Origin of the sequence: Methylocystis sp. B8, assembly GCF_005771425.1 — a bacterium.
GTDB lineage: Bacteria > Pseudomonadota > Alphaproteobacteria > Rhizobiales > Beijerinckiaceae > Methylocystis.
This window is the reverse complement of record NZ_VBTZ01000006.1, coordinates 104,878-121,311: the sequence shown is the minus strand read 5'-3', so window position 1 is coordinate 121,311 and position 16,434 is coordinate 104,878. Positions and strand designations below refer to the sequence as shown.

General features: G+C 63.3%; 19 protein-coding genes. 5 read left to right on the top strand and 14 right to left on the bottom strand.

What is annotated here, in order from left to right:
- The first annotated feature begins 185 nt into the window (after positions 1-185).
- Positions 186-899: a hypothetical protein gene (locus tag FEV16_RS11555; protein ID WP_171015218.1), complete on the top strand. Its 714-nt coding sequence runs from the start codon at positions 186-188 to the stop codon at positions 897-899.
- A gap of 151 nt (positions 900-1,050) precedes the next feature.
- Here FEV16_RS11555 and FEV16_RS11550 read toward each other — a convergent pair whose 3' ends face one another.
- Positions 1,051-1,932 (bottom strand): metallophosphoesterase, encoded by an 882-nt coding sequence (locus FEV16_RS11550; RefSeq protein ID WP_138167782.1) that lies wholly within the window; start codon positions 1,930-1,932, stop codon positions 1,051-1,053.
- A 180-nt stretch (positions 1,933-2,112) separates the two neighbouring features.
- On the opposite strand from FEV16_RS11550, the gene FEV16_RS11545 reads away from it, so the two are divergent.
- Complete coding sequence (locus FEV16_RS11545) at positions 2,113-2,544, top strand: NUDIX domain-containing protein (protein ID WP_246657302.1); 432 nt, start codon at positions 2,113-2,115, stop codon at positions 2,542-2,544.
- Here FEV16_RS11545 and FEV16_RS11540 read toward each other — a convergent pair.
- Positions 2,535-3,119 carry a GNAT family N-acetyltransferase gene (locus tag FEV16_RS11540; RefSeq protein ID WP_138167781.1) on the bottom strand — a complete coding sequence of 195 codons (585 nt, stop codon included), beginning with the start codon at positions 3,117-3,119 and terminating at the stop codon, positions 2,535-2,537. The genes FEV16_RS11545 and FEV16_RS11540 overlap by 10 nt on opposite strands.
- Before the next feature lie 212 nt (positions 3,120-3,331).
- On the opposite strand from FEV16_RS11540, the gene FEV16_RS11535 reads away from it, so the two are divergent.
- Entirely contained in the window at positions 3,332-3,829 is a 498-nt protein-coding gene (locus FEV16_RS11535; RefSeq protein ID WP_138167780.1) for an N-acetyltransferase, read from the top strand.
- Positions 3,826-4,977 carry a cell division protein ZapE gene (gene zapE / locus FEV16_RS11530; RefSeq protein ID WP_138167779.1) on the top strand — a complete coding sequence of 384 codons (1,152 nt, stop codon included), beginning with the start codon at positions 3,826-3,828 and terminating at the stop codon, positions 4,975-4,977. Before FEV16_RS11535 ends, zapE begins: the two co-directional genes overlap by 4 nt.
- Here the strand turns inward: zapE and FEV16_RS11525 are convergent.
- The 4 genes from FEV16_RS11525 to surE all read right to left on the bottom strand — a co-directional run bounded on the left by FEV16_RS11525 (position 4,952) and on the right by surE (position 8,294).
- Positions 4,952-5,245, bottom strand: coding sequence for a hypothetical protein (locus FEV16_RS11525; protein ID WP_138167778.1), 294 nt, complete (start codon positions 5,243-5,245; stop codon positions 4,952-4,954). The genes zapE and FEV16_RS11525 overlap by 26 nt on opposite strands.
- Before the next feature lie 140 nt (positions 5,246-5,385).
- Positions 5,386-6,720, bottom strand: a complete 1,335-nt coding sequence (locus FEV16_RS11520; RefSeq protein WP_138167777.1) for a peptidoglycan DD-metalloendopeptidase family protein — start codon at positions 6,718-6,720, stop codon at positions 5,386-5,388.
- A gap of 126 nt (positions 6,721-6,846) precedes the next feature.
- Positions 6,847-7,524, bottom strand: coding sequence for a methyltransferase domain-containing protein (locus FEV16_RS11515; protein WP_138167776.1), 678 nt, complete (start codon positions 7,522-7,524; stop codon positions 6,847-6,849).
- Entirely contained in the window at positions 7,521-8,294 is a 774-nt protein-coding gene (surE, locus tag FEV16_RS11510) for a 5'/3'-nucleotidase SurE (protein ID WP_138167775.1), read from the bottom strand. Before surE ends, FEV16_RS11515 begins: the two co-directional genes overlap by 4 nt.
- Before the next feature lie 114 nt (positions 8,295-8,408).
- Between surE and FEV16_RS11505 the strand changes: the two genes are divergently transcribed.
- Complete coding sequence (locus FEV16_RS11505) at positions 8,409-8,891, top strand: SH3 domain-containing protein (RefSeq protein WP_138167774.1); 483 nt, start codon at positions 8,409-8,411, stop codon at positions 8,889-8,891.
- Here the strand turns inward: FEV16_RS11505 and serS are convergent.
- The 8 genes from serS to FEV16_RS11465 all read right to left on the bottom strand — a co-directional run bounded on the left by serS (position 8,858) and on the right by FEV16_RS11465 (position 16,393).
- Positions 8,858-10,243: a serine--tRNA ligase gene (serS, locus tag FEV16_RS11500; protein ID WP_138167773.1), complete on the bottom strand. Its 1,386-nt coding sequence runs from the start codon at positions 10,241-10,243 to the stop codon at positions 8,858-8,860. The two genes, FEV16_RS11505 and serS, sit on opposite strands and share 34 nt — an antisense overlap.
- Positions 10,244-10,465: 222 nt before the next feature.
- On the bottom strand, positions 10,466-11,257 hold the full coding sequence (gene tatC / locus FEV16_RS11495; protein WP_138167772.1) for a twin-arginine translocase subunit TatC: 792 nt from the start codon (positions 11,255-11,257) through the stop codon (positions 10,466-10,468).
- Positions 11,254-11,727 carry a preprotein translocase subunit TatA gene (locus tag FEV16_RS11490; RefSeq protein ID WP_138167869.1) on the bottom strand — a complete coding sequence of 158 codons (474 nt, stop codon included), beginning with the start codon at positions 11,725-11,727 and terminating at the stop codon, positions 11,254-11,256. The genes tatC and FEV16_RS11490 overlap by 4 nt, the downstream gene beginning before the upstream one ends.
- Positions 11,728-11,863: 136 nt before the next feature.
- Positions 11,864-12,100 (bottom strand): twin-arginine translocase TatA/TatE family subunit, encoded by a 237-nt coding sequence (locus FEV16_RS11485; RefSeq protein ID WP_138167771.1) that lies wholly within the window; start codon positions 12,098-12,100, stop codon positions 11,864-11,866.
- A 162-nt stretch (positions 12,101-12,262) separates the two neighbouring features.
- Positions 12,263-13,009: an SMC-Scp complex subunit ScpB gene (gene scpB, locus FEV16_RS11480; RefSeq protein ID WP_138167770.1), complete on the bottom strand. Its 747-nt coding sequence runs from the start codon at positions 13,007-13,009 to the stop codon at positions 12,263-12,265.
- A gap of 24 nt (positions 13,010-13,033) precedes the next feature.
- On the bottom strand, positions 13,034-13,840 hold the full coding sequence (locus tag FEV16_RS11475) for a ScpA family protein (protein ID WP_138167769.1): 807 nt from the start codon (positions 13,838-13,840) through the stop codon (positions 13,034-13,036).
- 210 nt (positions 13,841-14,050) lie between these two features.
- On the bottom strand, positions 14,051-15,055 hold the full coding sequence (gene nagZ / locus FEV16_RS11470; RefSeq protein WP_138167768.1) for a beta-N-acetylhexosaminidase: 1,005 nt from the start codon (positions 15,053-15,055) through the stop codon (positions 14,051-14,053).
- Between the two features lie 9 nt (positions 15,056-15,064).
- Positions 15,065-16,393 (bottom strand): SPOR domain-containing protein, encoded by a 1,329-nt coding sequence (locus tag FEV16_RS11465; RefSeq protein ID WP_138167767.1) that lies wholly within the window; start codon positions 16,391-16,393, stop codon positions 15,065-15,067.
- Positions 16,394-16,434 lie beyond the last annotated feature (41 nt).

Sequence of the window (16,434 nt, the reverse complement as noted above, 5' to 3'; positions counted from 1 at the left end):
CGTTTTTATCGTTAATGATCGGAATCAGCGGCTATCGTAAGGAATCCCTTGCCGGAGGCGGGAGAAAAAGTCGACTCCCGCGTCCCTTCGTCGCGCTCCCGCTTCGCACCGTCCCGGAGAGCCGCTATAGTCCACAATGCTTTATCGCCCTGGCCGCGCCACGAGGGCTTCAGCGAGTGGACGAAATGGAAGAGCCCCTGCCCGCGCCGCCAGCCGACGCCCGCGACGCCGTCCAGCGAAACGCGTCCCCGACGCCCGCTGAGCGTCTGACGATTGTGACCGAGCGAGAGCGGGCGGCGCGTAGGGGAACAAGGGGTCCGCTGGACGAGCGCATGGCGAATTTGGCCGACGCGCTTCGCCGCGCGCGCCTTGAGAACGCCGAGCGTTCCGCAGCCTTCTCCGATTTACGCGCCGGGGAAATCGCCCGACTGGAGATGCTCGGCGACGCGCTGGCCCCGGTATTGGCGCAAGTGCCGCGCGACTGCGATATTTTCGACGTTGGGGTTGCGCCGACTGAACGGCCGCGGCTGTTCATCGATCAGATCGGCTTCGTCGAGATGGATCGCGACCGACGGACATACCGCTTTCTCCAGGACACGCGTCACGGGCGGGTGACGCTTCGCGAAAGCGACAGCGTCGACGAAATCGTCGACGCTGTCACCGGCTATATCGCGCATCGCTTGATCGAGCGCGAAAAGGCTTTGGCGGTCGATTACGCGAGCGGCGGAGCCGCGCAAGCGCTCGGGGTGAAGATCTCTGCGCGCGCAAAAGACACATCGTTCTCGGGCAAAGTCACTCGCGCGGCTGCATTCATAGCGGAATTTTTTGGCGCAGCGGCGTTCTTCGGCCTCTTGGCCGTTTTGGCGGCGTGGGCCTATCGCGTCTATTTCGAAGGCTGACTAAACTGGAGCGCTCGTTGTCGCCGAACGAGGCTTTCTCTATGGAACGTGGGGAATTTCGTAGCGGACATGCATCAGTCCTTTTGCGAATTTCGCCGTCAACCTCTTGCGATTATATGTTCCTGGCACCGACCACGGTATGATCCAGGTTTCACAGCTTAATGGATTCAAGCTCGATGATCTCTCCAGTCTCATCGAAGCCGCGCCTGCGCAGCAGAATGTTCAGACCGTCGTCGTTGCGCTCGATCTCGTAAAGATTATAGGCGGCGCCTGGATAGTGTCCGCCAGGCTTGGCTGAAGCCGACGCCACGCCAACAACAGGCGCAAATGCGTCGGGCCCGGTCAGACGGTGCAGGCTCGGTTTGTGATTATGCCCATGCAGAATGAGCTCGGCGCCATGACGGGCGATGACGTCTTCGAATTTCGTCGCGTCTTCAAGCCCGCGCAGCAGCCTCGCGCCGCCGACATGCGGCGGGTGATGGAGGCAGACGACGCGCGCGAGCCTCTCCGCTTTCGCGCGGTCCAGCAACTCCGCGAGCGCCGCCAGCTGCTCAGCGCCGAGCCGACCGGAAGCGACGAAAGGCGCCGTCGGCACGCCTGTGTCGAGTCCGATCAGCGCGACGCCGCCGCGCCGGCGTAAATATGGAAAGCCCGCGACTTCAGTCTCGCTTGTCGTCCAAGGCGCGAAAACTTCGTGAAGAAGGTCCGTGACGCTTGCCACATAGGCGTCGTGATTTCCGGGCGTGAAGCTGACATCGCTTGGCGCGCCTAGGATGGAGAGCCAGTCCTTGGCGAGCGCGATTTCCCCGGGAAGTCCGATGTTGACGATGTCGCCGGTCATGACGACGTGATCTGGCGTCTGCGACTTCATGTCCGCCACTATTTTGGCGAGCACGCCCATGTCGTGCTGATCGCCGCGCTTGTAAAGCCAATTCACATAGCCCGTGACGCGCTTGCCAAGGAGCTCCGCGAGATTTGGACGCGGAATTGGACCGATATGAGCGTCGGACAGATGCGCGAGTCGAAAATTCAAGAAAGCCTCATGTTCCTCTAAGCCCGTTTAACTGCGGCGCTTTTCTGTTAGGATGGGCTGGCGATTGCTAGAGCCGTCGCACATCATTTGCCATAGTTTGTGCAATCGGAGCCAGCTTTGACGGAGCAAGAGCAAGCCGACGAGACCCGTTCGGCGCGAGATCGTCTCGCATCGAGGCTTATTGCCTTGGGCGCGCGATTTCAGCGTCCCATGACTTTGGGCGTGCGCGGCCTTGTGCTTGACGATCAAAACCGCGTGCTGCTCGTTCGTCACACCTATGTGAGCGGATTCTATCTGCCGGGCGGCGGAGTCGAAAGCGGCGAAACGCTCATGGATGCGCTCGAGCGCGAACTCCACGAAGAGGCGAACGTTCTCCTCGACGAACCGCCCGAACTCTTCGGCTTATATTTCAATCGACGTTTCTCGGCGCGAGATCACGTCGCGCTTTACCTCGTGCGCTCTTTTCGACTGACGCAGCCGCACGTCCCGGACCGCGAGATCGCCGAGGCCGGCTTCTTCACGCTCGACGCTCTGCCGGCCGATACGACGCCCGCGACGCGGGCGCGCATATCCGAGGCGTTGGAGAAGGCGCCCATTTCACCCTATTGGTGAGGCTGGCGACTAAGGTTTCGACTGGCGCCGGCGGCTTCAGCGAGGATGCGTAGATCGCGCCACCCATGGGCGAGATCGGGAAGGACAGCGCCCGCGATCTCCCACACGCCTTCGACGCCAAGAGGCGCCGCGCCTAGCGTCTCGTAAAAGCCGCGCGCCTCAGCCGCGTCACGCAACACCCACACCGCGGCGCTCGCGCAGCCGATAGATATCAGATGCTCGGCGAGCCGCGTCATCAAGCATCTGCCCAACCCAAGGCCTTGGACGCGCCTCAGCAGATAAATCGACGCGATATCGCCGTCGAAGCCAAGCGGAACGAGCTTCGGGTTGGACTGGCGGCTGCAGCGGGCGAAGCCGACCGGAACTTCGTCTTCGAGAGCCACGAAGACGGCCTGATCGTCTTCGCTCGAACCGATCCGTTCCAGCCAGCGCCGCATCCAGTCGTCCAGATCGATGCTTGCCAGCGCCTCGGCCGACATGAGCCCGACGTAGGTCTCGCGCCAGGCAGCAGCGTTGATCTCGGCGATTGAGCGGGCGTCCTCCAAGTTTGCCCGCCGCAAGCGATATGCCGCCATGAGCTTCCCCTGCTGCGCAGATATCGCGCCGCAACCTGGCATTTTGCGGCGCAGAGAACGCGTGATATGGCCTGCGCATAGATCACGCTGCATTTGGGCGGAATCGCCCAAATGCAGATAACGTCATCGATTCCAAAAGTTTAGAGCGCGCTCTACGCAAAAAAACCGGTTACCACTTTTTCGCAGCGCGCGCTCTAAGGTCAAGCCGCAACATGATCGATCTTGCCGTTAAATTTGGGCCGCTGACGGCCGCCGACGACGCGCATATCGACAAGCTCGATGAGCGAGCGTTCGGTCCCGGCCGATATGCGCGCACGGCCTATCGCCTGCGTGAAGGCGTCGAGCCGGATCGCACGCTGTCATTCGTCGCGCGGATCGGCACGTTGCTCGTCGGCGCCAACCGCATGACGCCGATCCTTGTCGGTTCGACGCCCGCGCTTCTGCTTGGACCGCTGACTGTGGAGCCGGCGTTTCGCCAACAGCGCGTGGGCGAGACGCTGGTCAAATATTCGCTGGACGCCGCCCGCGAAGCCGGACATGGCCTCGTCCTGCTTGTCGGCGATGAGGAATATTACGCGCGCCTCGGATTCGCGCGCGTGCCGCGGGGCCAAATCACCATGCCGGGGCCGGTGGACCCGGACCGCCTGCTCTATTGCGAACTGCGCCCCGGCGCCTTTGCAGAGGCGAATGGCCGGATGCGGCGCATATGACGCCGCGCGCCCAGACCATCGTCCAGAAGTATGACTCGCTCGTCGCTCAAGGCGCGCTGGAGCGCGACGCCTCGCAGCGCGCGGCGATCGAAAAGCTTCAGACGCTCGCCGATGCGCTCTCGGGCCGAACGCCGAAGAGCGCCAGGTTGACGCAATCGCTTCTTGCGAGATTTCGTCGTTTGGCGCAGCGCCCACGCGGCCTTTATCTCTGGGGGCAGGTCGGACGCGGCAAGACCTTCCTGATGAACCTGTTCTTCAGCGAACTTTCCGTGGAGAAGAAGAGGCGCGCTCATTTCCATGCCTTTATGGCGGACGTGCACGATCGTCTGCATCGGCTGCGTCTAAATCCGCGTGCTTGCGAAACCGATCCCGTGACCTGTGTTGCGCGGGAGATCGCGCGGGAAACGCGCGTGCTCTGTTTTGACGAATTCGCAGTGAATGACATTGCGGACGCCACAATATTGGCGCGTCTTTTTTCCGCGCTGCTGGCGTCAGGCGTCATCATCGTCGCCACGTCCAACGTCGAGCCATCGCGGCTTTACGAAGGCGGCCGCAACCGCGATTTATTTCTTCCGTTCATCGCTCTTTTGCAGGAACGAATGGACGTTATACGTCTCGAAGCATCGAGCGATTATCGCCAGCGGCAAGGAGATCTCGGACAAATCTATTTCACGCCCGTTGACCTGCGCGCGAGAGCTGCGATCGATGCGCTGTACTCCACGCTTGCCGGCGGCGCGCTGGAGTCGCCGACGACGATAGAAGTCAAACGACGGCGCATCGACATCCCTCAGGCGGCGGGCCGCGTCGCGCGCCTCACCTTCGCGCAGCTTTGCGGTCAGGCCCTATCGGCTGCCGATTACATGGCCATTGCCGACAACTTCGAGGCGCTGATCCTCGAAGACGTTCCAGTGCTGGCGCCCGAACAGCGCAATGAGGCGCGCCGCTTCATCACGCTCATCGACATTCTTTACGAAGCGAGAATTCTGCTGATCGTTTCCGCTGCAGCCGAACCCTCCGAGCTTTACCGTGCGGCCTTCGGCGCTGAAGCGCGCGAATTCGAGCGCACGGCGTCGCGGCTGATTGAAATGCGCGGAAAGGATTACATCAACGCGCGCAACGCGCTCATGGCTTCGACATGCACTCCTTGATGTCGCTTTCCCGCTTCATCAACTCGAATCGATCGGCGCAATAGCGTTCGAGATCAGGCCGTTTCGACGGATCTGTCGCCGCGGCGCGAATGCCGACCGCGCCGTCGAGCAGTTCTTTTTGCGCAGCATGAACCTGTTGCGGCGGTAGTTGTCCTGAACACGCCTCATAGCGCTTCAGCAACGCGTCGCATTGCGGGACGCCGGTCGGATCAACGGCGAATGCGGGCGTGGCGGCGAGAAGGAGCGCGAGAACGAAACAATGCTTCACTGTGCGTAACCCTTCGTTTTGCGGTCCGCGGGTATAGCATGTTCGCCTGCATGGAAGAGCAAAAGACGACGGCGGGCCTTTCTTGGGACCCGCCGCCTTAAATCTCCGACGCCTATGTCTCGCGTGCGCCAGAGAACTGGCTACAAACCTGCCAAATAGCTCGTCGGATCAACCGGAGTAGACCCCTTGCGCAGTTCGAAATGGAGCTGCGGCGAGCCGACATTGCCGGACTGGCCCGACTTGGCGATCGTCTGGCCGCGCTTGACCTGATCGCCACGCTTCACGTCGAGCTCGCCGTTATGGGCGTAGGCGGAGACGAAGCCATTCGGATGGCGAATGAGCACGAGATTGCCGTAGCCCTTGAGCTCGTTGCCGGCATAAGCGACGACGCCGCCTTCCGCAGCCTTGACCTGAGTTCCTTCGGGCACTGCGATGTTAATCCCGTCATTGCCGCCCGAGGAAAATCCCTGAATGATGCGGCCGCGGGCGGGCCAACGAAATTCGGGTTTGCCCTCGTCGGAAGCGACTGTCTTCGTCTCGCCCGCGGGAGGGATGGAGGCGGTCGCGGTCGTGTCGAGCTTCCGCGCGGCGGCCGTCTCCGGCGCCGGTTCGGCGGTCTTACTCCGAGCGTCGGCAACCTTGGACTCGACCTCCGCGGGCGAAGCGCTAGCGCCCCGCGCGATCCGCTCGGTTTTGACAGGGCGAGCCGGCGTCGCTTCAGCGATGCGCGGCTCGGCTTTGCCGAGAGTCTTCTCCGTTGCAGGCTTAGCTGCGACTTTGGCTTTTTCCAGTTCAGACTCGGTCTTCCGCAGAGGCCTTGCCTGCTCCGCCGATTTGGCGGCGGCCCCAGTCTTCGCTGGAGCGGCGATTTTTGCGGCCACGGGCTTGGCGCCCGGCGCGGCGGTCTTGGAGGCGCCCGGCGCGCTCGCCACGGCCGCTGGCGCCGCCCCGGCGCGATAGACGGGGATCACCAGGCGAGAGCCCGGCTGAACCTGAGACGCGGCGTTAAAACCGTTGGTGCGCAGCAGGGCGTCCGCGGGGACGCCATAGCGGGTCGCGAGCAGCGCCGCCGTTTCACCCTGGGCGACGACGATGGGCGTGCCGCCTTCAGCGCTCCAATGACCATTCCCGGAGGCGGCCGCGACACGGCCGGGCGATGTGGCGGCCGGAGCCGGCGCATGGGCTGAAGAAGCGGCGCCGGCGGCCGGAGCGGATGCGCTGGCGTTCGGCGCCGGCAGCGGACGGGATTCCACCGCGGTCGACGGCGCGCTCTGAGCCGGAGCGGAGGCGATCGCGCCAACCGGCGCGCGGTCGACGCCGCGCGAGGCGGTTTTGACGCCGTTCGAGAACGGATCAGAGAAGGGATCGCCCGCGAAACGTGAAGCGTCGGAGCAACCGGCAAGGGCAGCAACGCCAGCCGCCGCCAAAAAACGCCCTGCGGCGCGTGAATAAGCAAATGGACGCTTGATAGCCATGACGCGACCCACCCGAACGCAACATTGAACGGCCTATGGGTAACAGCGCGGCGGTTAAGGAGGCGTTTAAGATGAATGCGAAGCGTACGCGACTATGAAAATTTTCAACGTTAGGACTCGGGCCTTTCAGAGCGCCTGAGCAAGGCCGGGAATCGCTGGTCCGAGGCGGCAGGGGCCGAAATCGGTCTCTCGCAATTCGCCGCCCTCAATGAGATCAACCTTAATCAATCGTTCCTTCGCGCGCGCCCCGGCCATGGCGTGCTCCCTTCGGGCGAAGAGCATAAGGCCGCCGGGCGTAAGCATCTCGATGAGCGCCGCCGGCGCGGCGATGACCGAAGCCTGAACGACGATCCGGTCGAAGCGCCCCAGGTCGCGCGGCGGATCAAGGCCGTCGGCGTAGATCGCCTTCGCGTTCGTTACGCCGTGGCTCACGAGGCGGCGCGAGGCTTCGATCGCGAGCGTCTCGAACCGCTCCAAGCTCACGACCTCGCGCGCGAGCTGGGCGAGCGCCGCGGCCCCATAGCCGGACCCTGCCCCGACCTCAAGCACTCGATGCCCTCGACCGACCCGCAACGCCTCGAGCCGCCGGGCGAGTTCGACCGGACGCGACATGGTCTGGCCGCAGCCGATTGGCAGGGAAAGATTGCGATTGGCGAGATCGCGAAAACGATAGGGCGCAAAAGCCTCGCGCGGGGTCGCCTCGATAGCGCGAAGCACCGCCAAATCCCGTACGCCCGCCTGGCGTAAGGTCAAGAGCAGCGCCGCGCGTTCCTCGATTTCGGGGGCGCGGCGCTCGTCCGTCATTCCTTGCCCTCGAACGCCGCCGCGAGTCGCGTCACCGTCGGGTGATCGGTGAAATCGAGCTGCAGCGGCGTGATCGATATCTTCTTTTCTTCGAGCGCCAGCAGATCGGTGCCCTGCCCCGGCTTGAAGTCGCCGCGCTGGAAGGAAATCCAGTGATAAGGGTTGCCGCGGCCGTCCTTACGATCCTCGATGTTCATGATGTCGCTGCTGCGCCTGCCCTGCATGGTGATCGCGACGCCCGCGACCTCTTGCGGCGGACAGCTCGGGAAATTCACATTCATCAGCACATTCTTTGGAATTCCCGCCTTGAGCAGACGGCGCACGACCTCAGCGCCATGCGCCTCGGCGCACTCCCAATGCACCATCCGGCGGTTTGCAAAAAAATCATAGACCTGAGACAGCGCAATCGATGGAATGCCAAGAATCGTGCCCTCCATCGCGCCGGCGATGGTGCCGGAATAGGAGACGTCCTCGGCGATATTCTGGCCGCAGTTCACGCCGGAAATGAGGAGATCTGGCGGATGATCGAGCAGGAGCTTGCGTACGCCCATGATCACGCAATCGGTCGGCGTGCCCTTGACGGCGAAATGGCGCGGCGAAATCTCGCGCAGCCGCAGCGGATCGTTGAGCGACAGCGAATGCGAGACGCCCGATTGCTCGAATTCCGGCGCGATGACAAAAATATCATCGGTAAATTCGCGGGCGATCGCCTCGGCGATTGCAAGGCCGCGCGCGTGAACGCCGTCGTCATTGGTGATGAGAATGCGCATGCTTTCGCTTCGCTTGGCGGGCGTCTGACGAAACCCAGGTTTTCTTTGGACGATTCGGCTCTGAACGTCCACAATGACCCTAAACGTCCTGCCCCATTCTCTGGAGGTATTTTGATGCGCTTACGACTTGCGTTCCTGCTCGCCGGAGCGCTTTTCGCCGTTCCCGGCAGCGCCCTCGCTTTTGAAGCCTATGTGGCCGCCGTGATGCCGCTTCAGGTCAGCCCGAGTTCAGACGCGAGGCCGGTCACGACCATGGCGCCGAATATCTCCTTCGATGTCCTGGGATGCGGCCGCTGGTGTCAGGTGCAATATGGCGGGACCATGGGCTATGTGCCCGCGGACTTAGTGATCCCTGGCGCGCCGCCGACAGCGCCGGGATCCGGTCTCGCAGGATTTCTGGCGGCGCCGGTGACGCTCAACGTCGCAGCGCCCGGCCTGCTCAGCGACGGATATGCGCCGCGCGCGGATTACGGCTACGGCTGGACGCCATTTTTTGGAACATCGCCCGAACCCGATTGCGAAGAGCCTGCGAGGCGCAAGCACTGCGGCGCGCGAAAAAGAGCTCAACGGGAGATGCGCGACAAGCCGCCCATGTAAGGCCGCAGAGCGCGCGGCACGTCGACCGAGCCGTCGGCCTGCTGATAATTCTCCAGCACAGCGACCATGGCGCGGCCGACCGCGACGCCCGAGCCATTCAGCGTGTGGACGAAACGGGGACCCTTGCTCTCTGCGGGGCGGTAACGCGCGTTCATGCGCCGCGCCTGGAAGTCGCCGCAAACCGAGCATGAGGAAATCTCGCGGTATTTCCCCTGCCCCGGCAGCCAGACTTCAAGATCATAAGTCTTCTGCGAGGCGAAGCCCATGTCGCCGGTGCAGAGCACGACCTTGCGATAGGGCAGTTCGAGAAGCTGCAACACCTTCTCCGCGCACCCCGTCATGCGCTCATGTTCTTCGAGCGATTGCTCCGGCGTCGTGATCGAAACGAGCTCCACCTTGTAGAACTGATGCTGGCGGATCATGCCGCGCGTGTCCTTGCCGGCGGCGCCCGCCTCGGCGCGGAAGCAATAGGTGCCGGCTGTCATGCGCATCGGCAACTGCGACTCGTCGAGAATGGATTCGCGCGCAAGATTGGTGAGCGGCACTTCGGCCGTGGGAATGAGCCAGAGACGCAATCCCGACATTAACGCGGCCAAACGCAAATCAAATTCTTTGGCGGGAAAAGTTCCGCTATCAAATTCAGCCAAAGCTTGTTTCACGGCCTCAGGAACGAAAGTGACGTTGCTTGCAGAGAATTGATCTTCTCTGAACTTCGGCAATTGCGCCGTGCCGAACATCGCGTCATCGCGCACGAGCAGCGGCGGGCTGACTTCCATGTAACCATGCTCGTTCGTATGCAGATCGAGCATGAATTGCGCGAGCGCTCGTTCCAGTCGCGCCAGCCCGCCCTTGTTGACGACGAAACGCGCGCCGGAAATTTTCGCCGCCGTTTCGAAATCCATCAGCCCAAGGCCTTCGCCGATTTCGAAATGCTCTTTCGGCGTAAAGTCGAAATTGCGCGGCTCGCCCCAGCGCGCGACTTCCACATTGTCGTTCTCATCGGCGCCGTCGGGCACTTCATCGAGCGGCGTGTTGGGAATGCTCGCGAGCGCGTCATCGAGCTTCTTGATCGCGTAGCGCTCCGCCTCTTCGAGCGCCGGCCAATTTTCCTTGATCTGCGCGACTTCGGCTTTGAGCGCTTCGGCCTTGGCGCTATCGCCAGCCTTCATCGCCGCGCCGATTTCTTTTGAGGCGGCGTTGCGGCGCTCCTGCGCGCGCTGCAATTCGCCGATCGCCGCGCGCCGCGAATCGTCAAAGGCGAGAAGCTGCGTCGACATGGGGTCGAGCCCGCGCCGCGCGCGGCCGCGATCAAAAATTTCAGCGTTCTCGCGAATCCATTTGATGTCGTACATTTCGGCCTGCTGGCGCTTCGGGAGTAATGGAGAAACCGTGCAAACGCGTCATGCCCGGCCTTGCGCCGGGCATCCACGCAAGGCCGCTGCGGCGCCGTACCCAAGTGGAGCGCAGCATCGCGGCGTGGATGGCCGGGACAAGCCCGGCCATGACGGCGGGGGCTTTGTCGAGGGCGCCTTTCTCTCGCGAGCGCTGAAAAGGGTCAAGCGGCGAGATGTCGCCTATGATCCCCCCGCCGCCGCTTGGGCTGCGGCGCGCTTCTTCTCAACCATGCGCACGGCATAAATCGATGCTTCGTATAAAAACACGCCGGGCAGCGCGAGCGCGAGCTGCGAGAACACATCGGGCGGCGTTAAGACGGCGGCGACGATGAAGACGAGCACGACCGCATAGCGCCGCTTCTCTTTCAGAAAGTCGGAAGTGACGATGCCGACCTGGCCGAGCAGCGTCAGAACCACCGGCAGCTGAAACACGATGCCGAAGGCGAGCACGAGCGTCATGATCAGCGAAAGATATTCGGAGACGCGCGGCAGCAGTTCGATCTGCGCCTTGCCAGGCTCATTCGCCTGCTGCATCCCGATGAAGAAGTGCAGCAGATTGGGCATCACCAAAAAATAGACGACGAGCGCGCCGATCGCGAAAAAAATCGGCGTCGCAAAAAGGTAAGGCCGAAACGCCGAGCGCTCGTGCCGATAGAGTCCTGGCGCGACGAAGGCGTAGATCTGCGCCAGCACGATCGGACAGGAAAGAAACGCCGCCGTGAACAGCGCGACCTTGATCTGGGTGAAGAAATATTCCTGCGGCGCGGTGTAGATGAGCTTCGCTTCGGGTCCCGCGACCTGCGTATAAGGAATGACAAGCAGATTGTAGATGTCCTTGGCGAAGAAAAAGGAGACCACGAACATCGCGAGGAAGGCGAGCAGCGCCTTGATCAGGCGCTCGCGCAATTCCATCAGATGTTCGATCAGCGGCGCCTTGCTGGCCTCGATTTCGGCTTCATCGGCCTCGTTCATGCGCCGGCCTTCTTCGACGAATCCGCCTGCTCAGCCGGAGCAAAACCAGAGTCCTCATCCTGAGGAGCAGCCGAAGGCCGCGTCTCGAAGGATGCGATCGGCGCGTCCTCGCCCTTTAGGTCGCCGCTGCGCGGCTCCTCGGGATGAGGCGCTTCTGTGCGCGAAAGCGGTTCGCCTTTGAATGAGTCCGTAATCTGCTTGCGCGCTTCGGCCATTGGATCGAAAGCGCCGTCGAGCTTCACGCTCTCCTTTACGGCGTCCCGCATCTCGCTGACCTCTTTGCGCAGATCCTCAAGCTCGGCCTCGCGCATCGCTTCCATGAACTGGCCCTGAAACTCCGCGGCCATGCGGCGCATTTTTCCAGTGAACTGCCCAAGCGTGCGCAAAACGCGCGGCAAATCCTTCGATGGAATCGCAATGAGGGCGACGATGGCGATGACGATGAGCTTGCCGGGTTCGAGATCGAACATGTCGTTACCTGCTCTCACCCCCACCTCAACCCTTCCCCCGCTACTGAGAGAGGGAGCGGGAGCCGCCCTTCATCCGCTCTTTGACGCTGCTCGTAAGGGTCCCTCTCCCGTGAGAGCGGGGGACAGGGAAGGGACGCTAGACCTTCTTACCGTCGGCCTTGTCGCTTTCCAGAGCGCGACGTTCGCTCGTCTGGCCTTCCAGGGGCTTTTTGGCGTCATCTGCCGCGGCGTCGTCTTCCGACATGCCCTTTTTGAAAGCCTTGATGCCCTTGGCGACATCGCCCATCACGTCGGAGAGCTTGAACTTGCCGCCGAAGAGAATGAAGACGACCGCGCCGACAATGATCCAGTGCCAGATCGACAGACCGCCCATGGCGCGCATCCTTCCTAAAGAGAAAACCGGGACGACCGGCGTTTGCCCGGAAACTATGCGTCCAGCGGCTTAAAAACAAGGATGGGAAGCGCGGAGGCCGCGCGGTGGCTTGCTTGCAATTCGGAAGGGTTCATCGCTTGACTGCGCGAAGGCGCGGCGGCGTCAAAGCTCCTCGCCGTCGGGCTCCTCAGGAGCCTCGGGCTCGTCCGGGAACTCCATGTCGAGGAGCGCCGGCGCTTCATCCTCCAGCGGCTCCTCGTCATCGCGCAAGGCGGCATCGTCGGAAGGCTGCGGCACGCCGAAGCCTTTCGGCAGCCGGCCATCGAAGAGCCCCGCGCCCTTCAGCTCATCGAGCCCGGGCAGATCGCCGATCTGCTCCAAACCGAAATGCATCAGGAAGGCGTCGGTCGTGCCATAGGTGATCGGCCTTCCTGGCGCCTTGCGGCGGCCGCGCAGCCTGATCCAGCCGGTGTCGAGCAGAACGTCGAGCGTGCCCTTGGAAATGGCGACGCCGCGAATCTCTTCGATTTCGGCGCGGGTCGTCGGTTGGTGATAAGCGATGATCGCCAGCGTCTCCAGCGCGGCGCGGGAGAGCTTCTTCTCCTCGACCTGCTCGCGCGCGAGAATCCAGTTGAGGTCCGCGGCGGTGCGGAAAAACCACTTCTTGCCGACGCGCGTGAGATTGACGCCGCGGCCGGCATAATGCGCGCGCAGCCGCTCAAGGACGCGATCGAGTTCGACGCCCTCTTCGAGTCGCCGCGTCATTTCGGCTTCGTCGAGCGGTTCGGCCGAGGCGAACAACAGCGCCTCGATGATGCGCTCCGCTTCGCGCAGCCGGGTCTCGTGACGCGCAAGCTCTTCGTCGCTGTTCACGTCAAACAGTTCGATTTTCTCCGCAGCCTGCGCCACGACGCGTCCTCCTGAAATTCCGGGCTATGACGCGCCCGCAGACTCATCCGCTTCCTCTGGCGCGCGCCGCCGCACCCAAAGCGGCGCAAAGTGCCGATCCTGACGCATGTCGAACCGACCCTCCCGCACCATTTCGAGCGAAGCGGTGAAGGCCGAAGCGCGCACGGTGCGCGCCGTTTGCATGTCGACACAGTAATGCAGCAAAAAATCGTCGAGCACGGTCCATTCCGTCGCGACGCCGATGAGCCGTTCGAGCGCCTCGCGCGCTTCGGCTAGAGACCAGACCGCGCGTTGGCGCAGCACGACGCGGGAGGTCGCGGTCTTCTGGCGCTGCCGGGCGTAGGCCGAAAGAAGATCGTAGAGGCTCGCCTGAAATTTGGGATGCGAGATCGTCTCCACGCCTTCCGGTCCGCCGCGCAAAAACATATCGCGGCCGAGCCGGGCGCGTTCGGTGAGCTTGTCGGCGGCGCGCCGAATAAGCTCCAGCCGGCGCAGGCGTTCAGCAAGCGCGGCGGCGAGGTCGGACGCCGAAGGCTCTTCGCCCTTCGGCGGCTCGGGTAGCAACAGCCGAGACTTCAGGAAAGCAAGCCAGGCGGCCATGACCAGATAGTCGGCGGCGAGCTCCAGTCGCACGCGGCGCGCAGCTTCGATGAAGGCGAGATATTGCTCGGCGAGCGCGAGTATGGAAATGCGCGCGAGATCGACCTTCTGCCGGCGCGCGAGTTCGAGCAGCAGGTCGAGTGGCCCCTCGAACCCGTCGACGTCGACGAGAAAGGCGTCTTCGCCCTCGCCTCTCGGCTCGTCCAATTCGAAGGTCAGTTCCTGAGCCATACGGGCTTTGCGCCTGTTTCCTTTCGCGAATCGGCGTCGCCGAACAATTCCGCCCGAGATTGGCCCCGATGGCCTGCTATCGCAAGCGCGGCCTGCGCTGGGGAAAGGCCGTCCACAGGAACCCGGCATAGCGAAAACTACGAGCGCCGACCGGCGCAGAGTTCAGCGGTATTATGGCGCAAACGGGCGTTTGCGCCATAATACCGGAGTTCAGGCCACCGCGCCCATTGAGGCGTCGAACTCGCGCGTGGCCTGGGCCACGTCGAACGGCGCGATGTGCCCCACGCATTCCAACGCCTTTTCGGCGCGCGCCAGCGCCGCGCCCTCAAGCAGCGGCGCCCCTTCGGCGACAGGCCGCGCTTCGGCGAGCTCGCCGTTGCAGTGCAGAACAACATCGCATCCGGCGCCGATCGCGCGCTCCGCGCGCTCGCGAAAGCTTCCCGAAAGCGCCTTCATCGACAAATCGTCGGTCATCAGGAGGCCGTCGAAGCCGATATGACCGCGTATGATCTTGTGGACTACAGTCTTGGAAAGCGTGCCCGGCGCCGTCGGATCGATCGTCGTGTAGACGACATGTGCGCTCATCGCCATCGGCAGATCGGCGTTGGTTTTGAAAGGCGCGAAGTCGATGCGCTCCAAATCCTCGCGGCTCGCGTCGACCGCCGGCAGCTCCATATGGCTGTCGGCGCGGGCGCGCCCATGACCGGGGATGTGCTTCATCACCGGCGCGACGCCGCCCGCCATCAAACCCTCCGCAGCAGCGCGGCCGATCGCGGCGACGCGCGCCGGATCGCGGCTATAGGCGCGATCGCCGATGATGCTATGAGAGCCCTCGGCAGGCGTATCGAGCACCGGCAGGCAGTCGACGTCGATTCCGACTTGTCTTAGATCATGCGCGATGAGGCGCGCGCCGAGCCAAGCGAGCCGCTCGGCCTGCGCGGCGTCTTTAGCCGCCTGCTCAAAGCGCGCGGCAGCCGGATAGGCGCGCCAATGCGGCGGACCGAGCCGCTGCACGCGGCCGCCTTCCTGATCGACGAGAATAGGCGCGTGGCGCCCGAGAGCGTCGCGAACTTCGGCGGTCAGACGGGCGACCTGCTCGGGCGCATCGATATTTCGGCGAAAGAGGATAACGCCCCATGGCGCGCTGTCTCGAAGGAAGGCGCGCTCTTCTTCATCGAGCGCGACGCCCTTTAATCCGCATATGAACGCGCGCATGTCGGCGGGTCAGTTCCCCGCGACGAAGCACGCGCCGCCGGTCGCCTTCACCTTGCTGCAGATCGCGTTGGCGGATTCCTTGCTCACCCCGGCGACGCGCACGCGGTAGACTGTCTTGTCGTTGACGGTCGCCATTTTGAAGGTCGGCTTGAGCCCGCCAAGCTCCGCGCGATATTTGCCGACGATCGTCTTCATCAAGGCGCGTGCATCGTCCTCGCTGTCAGCCGCGCCGAACTGCACGGCGAAGCCGCCTTTGCTCAGCGAGGCCGCCTGACCAGCGTCCGCATCCGCCTCAGGCGATTGTTCGGCGGAGGCGACTTTCGGCGCTGCAGGCTTGGGTTTGGCGATTTTCGGCGGCGTCGCCGTCGGTTTGGCTGCGCTCGCGGGCGTCGTCGTCGCTACGGCGTTGCCGCTCGTCGCGGCAGGCGGGGCCGTTTCGGGCGCAGGTCGGCTTGCCACCGCGACGGCGGGCGGCAAGGCGGCGTTATCTACCCGGGTGCCGTCGGGACGGACGGTGACCGTCTTCACCTTCTTTGGACCGGCAATAGCCGCAGGCGGCGGTTCATGCGGCAGGTCGACGGGGCCATTGCCGAGTTGCGCCACGCTCGGCGGGACGGAGGGGTCAACCGCCTGCTCCTGATTCGCGACAACCTTCTGAACCGGCGCCTGCTCCTTGCGATCCAGAACGAGAGCGCCGCTTCCATCGGGCGCCGATGTCTCGGCCTCGGCGGCTGGCTTTACCTTCACCGGTCCTTCTGGCGCGACGATCGTTGCAATTTCTCGGGATGCGTTAGAGCCGCTGCGATGCCAGAACGCGAAGCCGATGCTCAGAAAGGCGATGAGCGAGATTGCGACGACGGCGTGCCATGGCCGGAACCACGATCGCCAGCCCTGCCCATACCCCTCGTATGCCTCATCGTCCCGGCCATAATCCAGATATTGCGAATCCTCGCTCCACCCGGCTTCGGCTTCATAGTACGCTTCTCCGCCACCCGCGTGCTGGTGGTCGTATCCCGTCGGCGAATCCCTATAGTCGGCATCGAGCGGATAGGAGGGCTCAAGAGGCTGCTCTATCGAGGGCTCGGGATAATAGCCTGGTTCAGACGCCACCGGCGGCGCGGCGTCATAGGAGCCACGCATTTCGCCGGCCTGTGCGCGGGCGCCCAGCGCTTCAGCGAGGATTCGGCCGTAGGGATCGGACGCCGAGTTTTCACCATGCACTAGCCGCGCAAGTTCGCTGAGCGGATCGTCGACTTGAGACTTTCGTTCGGCGCCGCGCAGCCGCCGCTCGAATTCGCCCAGATCGATCGCCGGGCCTCTAGCAGATGTCTCGCGCATATTGCACCTCGCTTACTAATCTCTGGGGCGCGAAGCAAAAT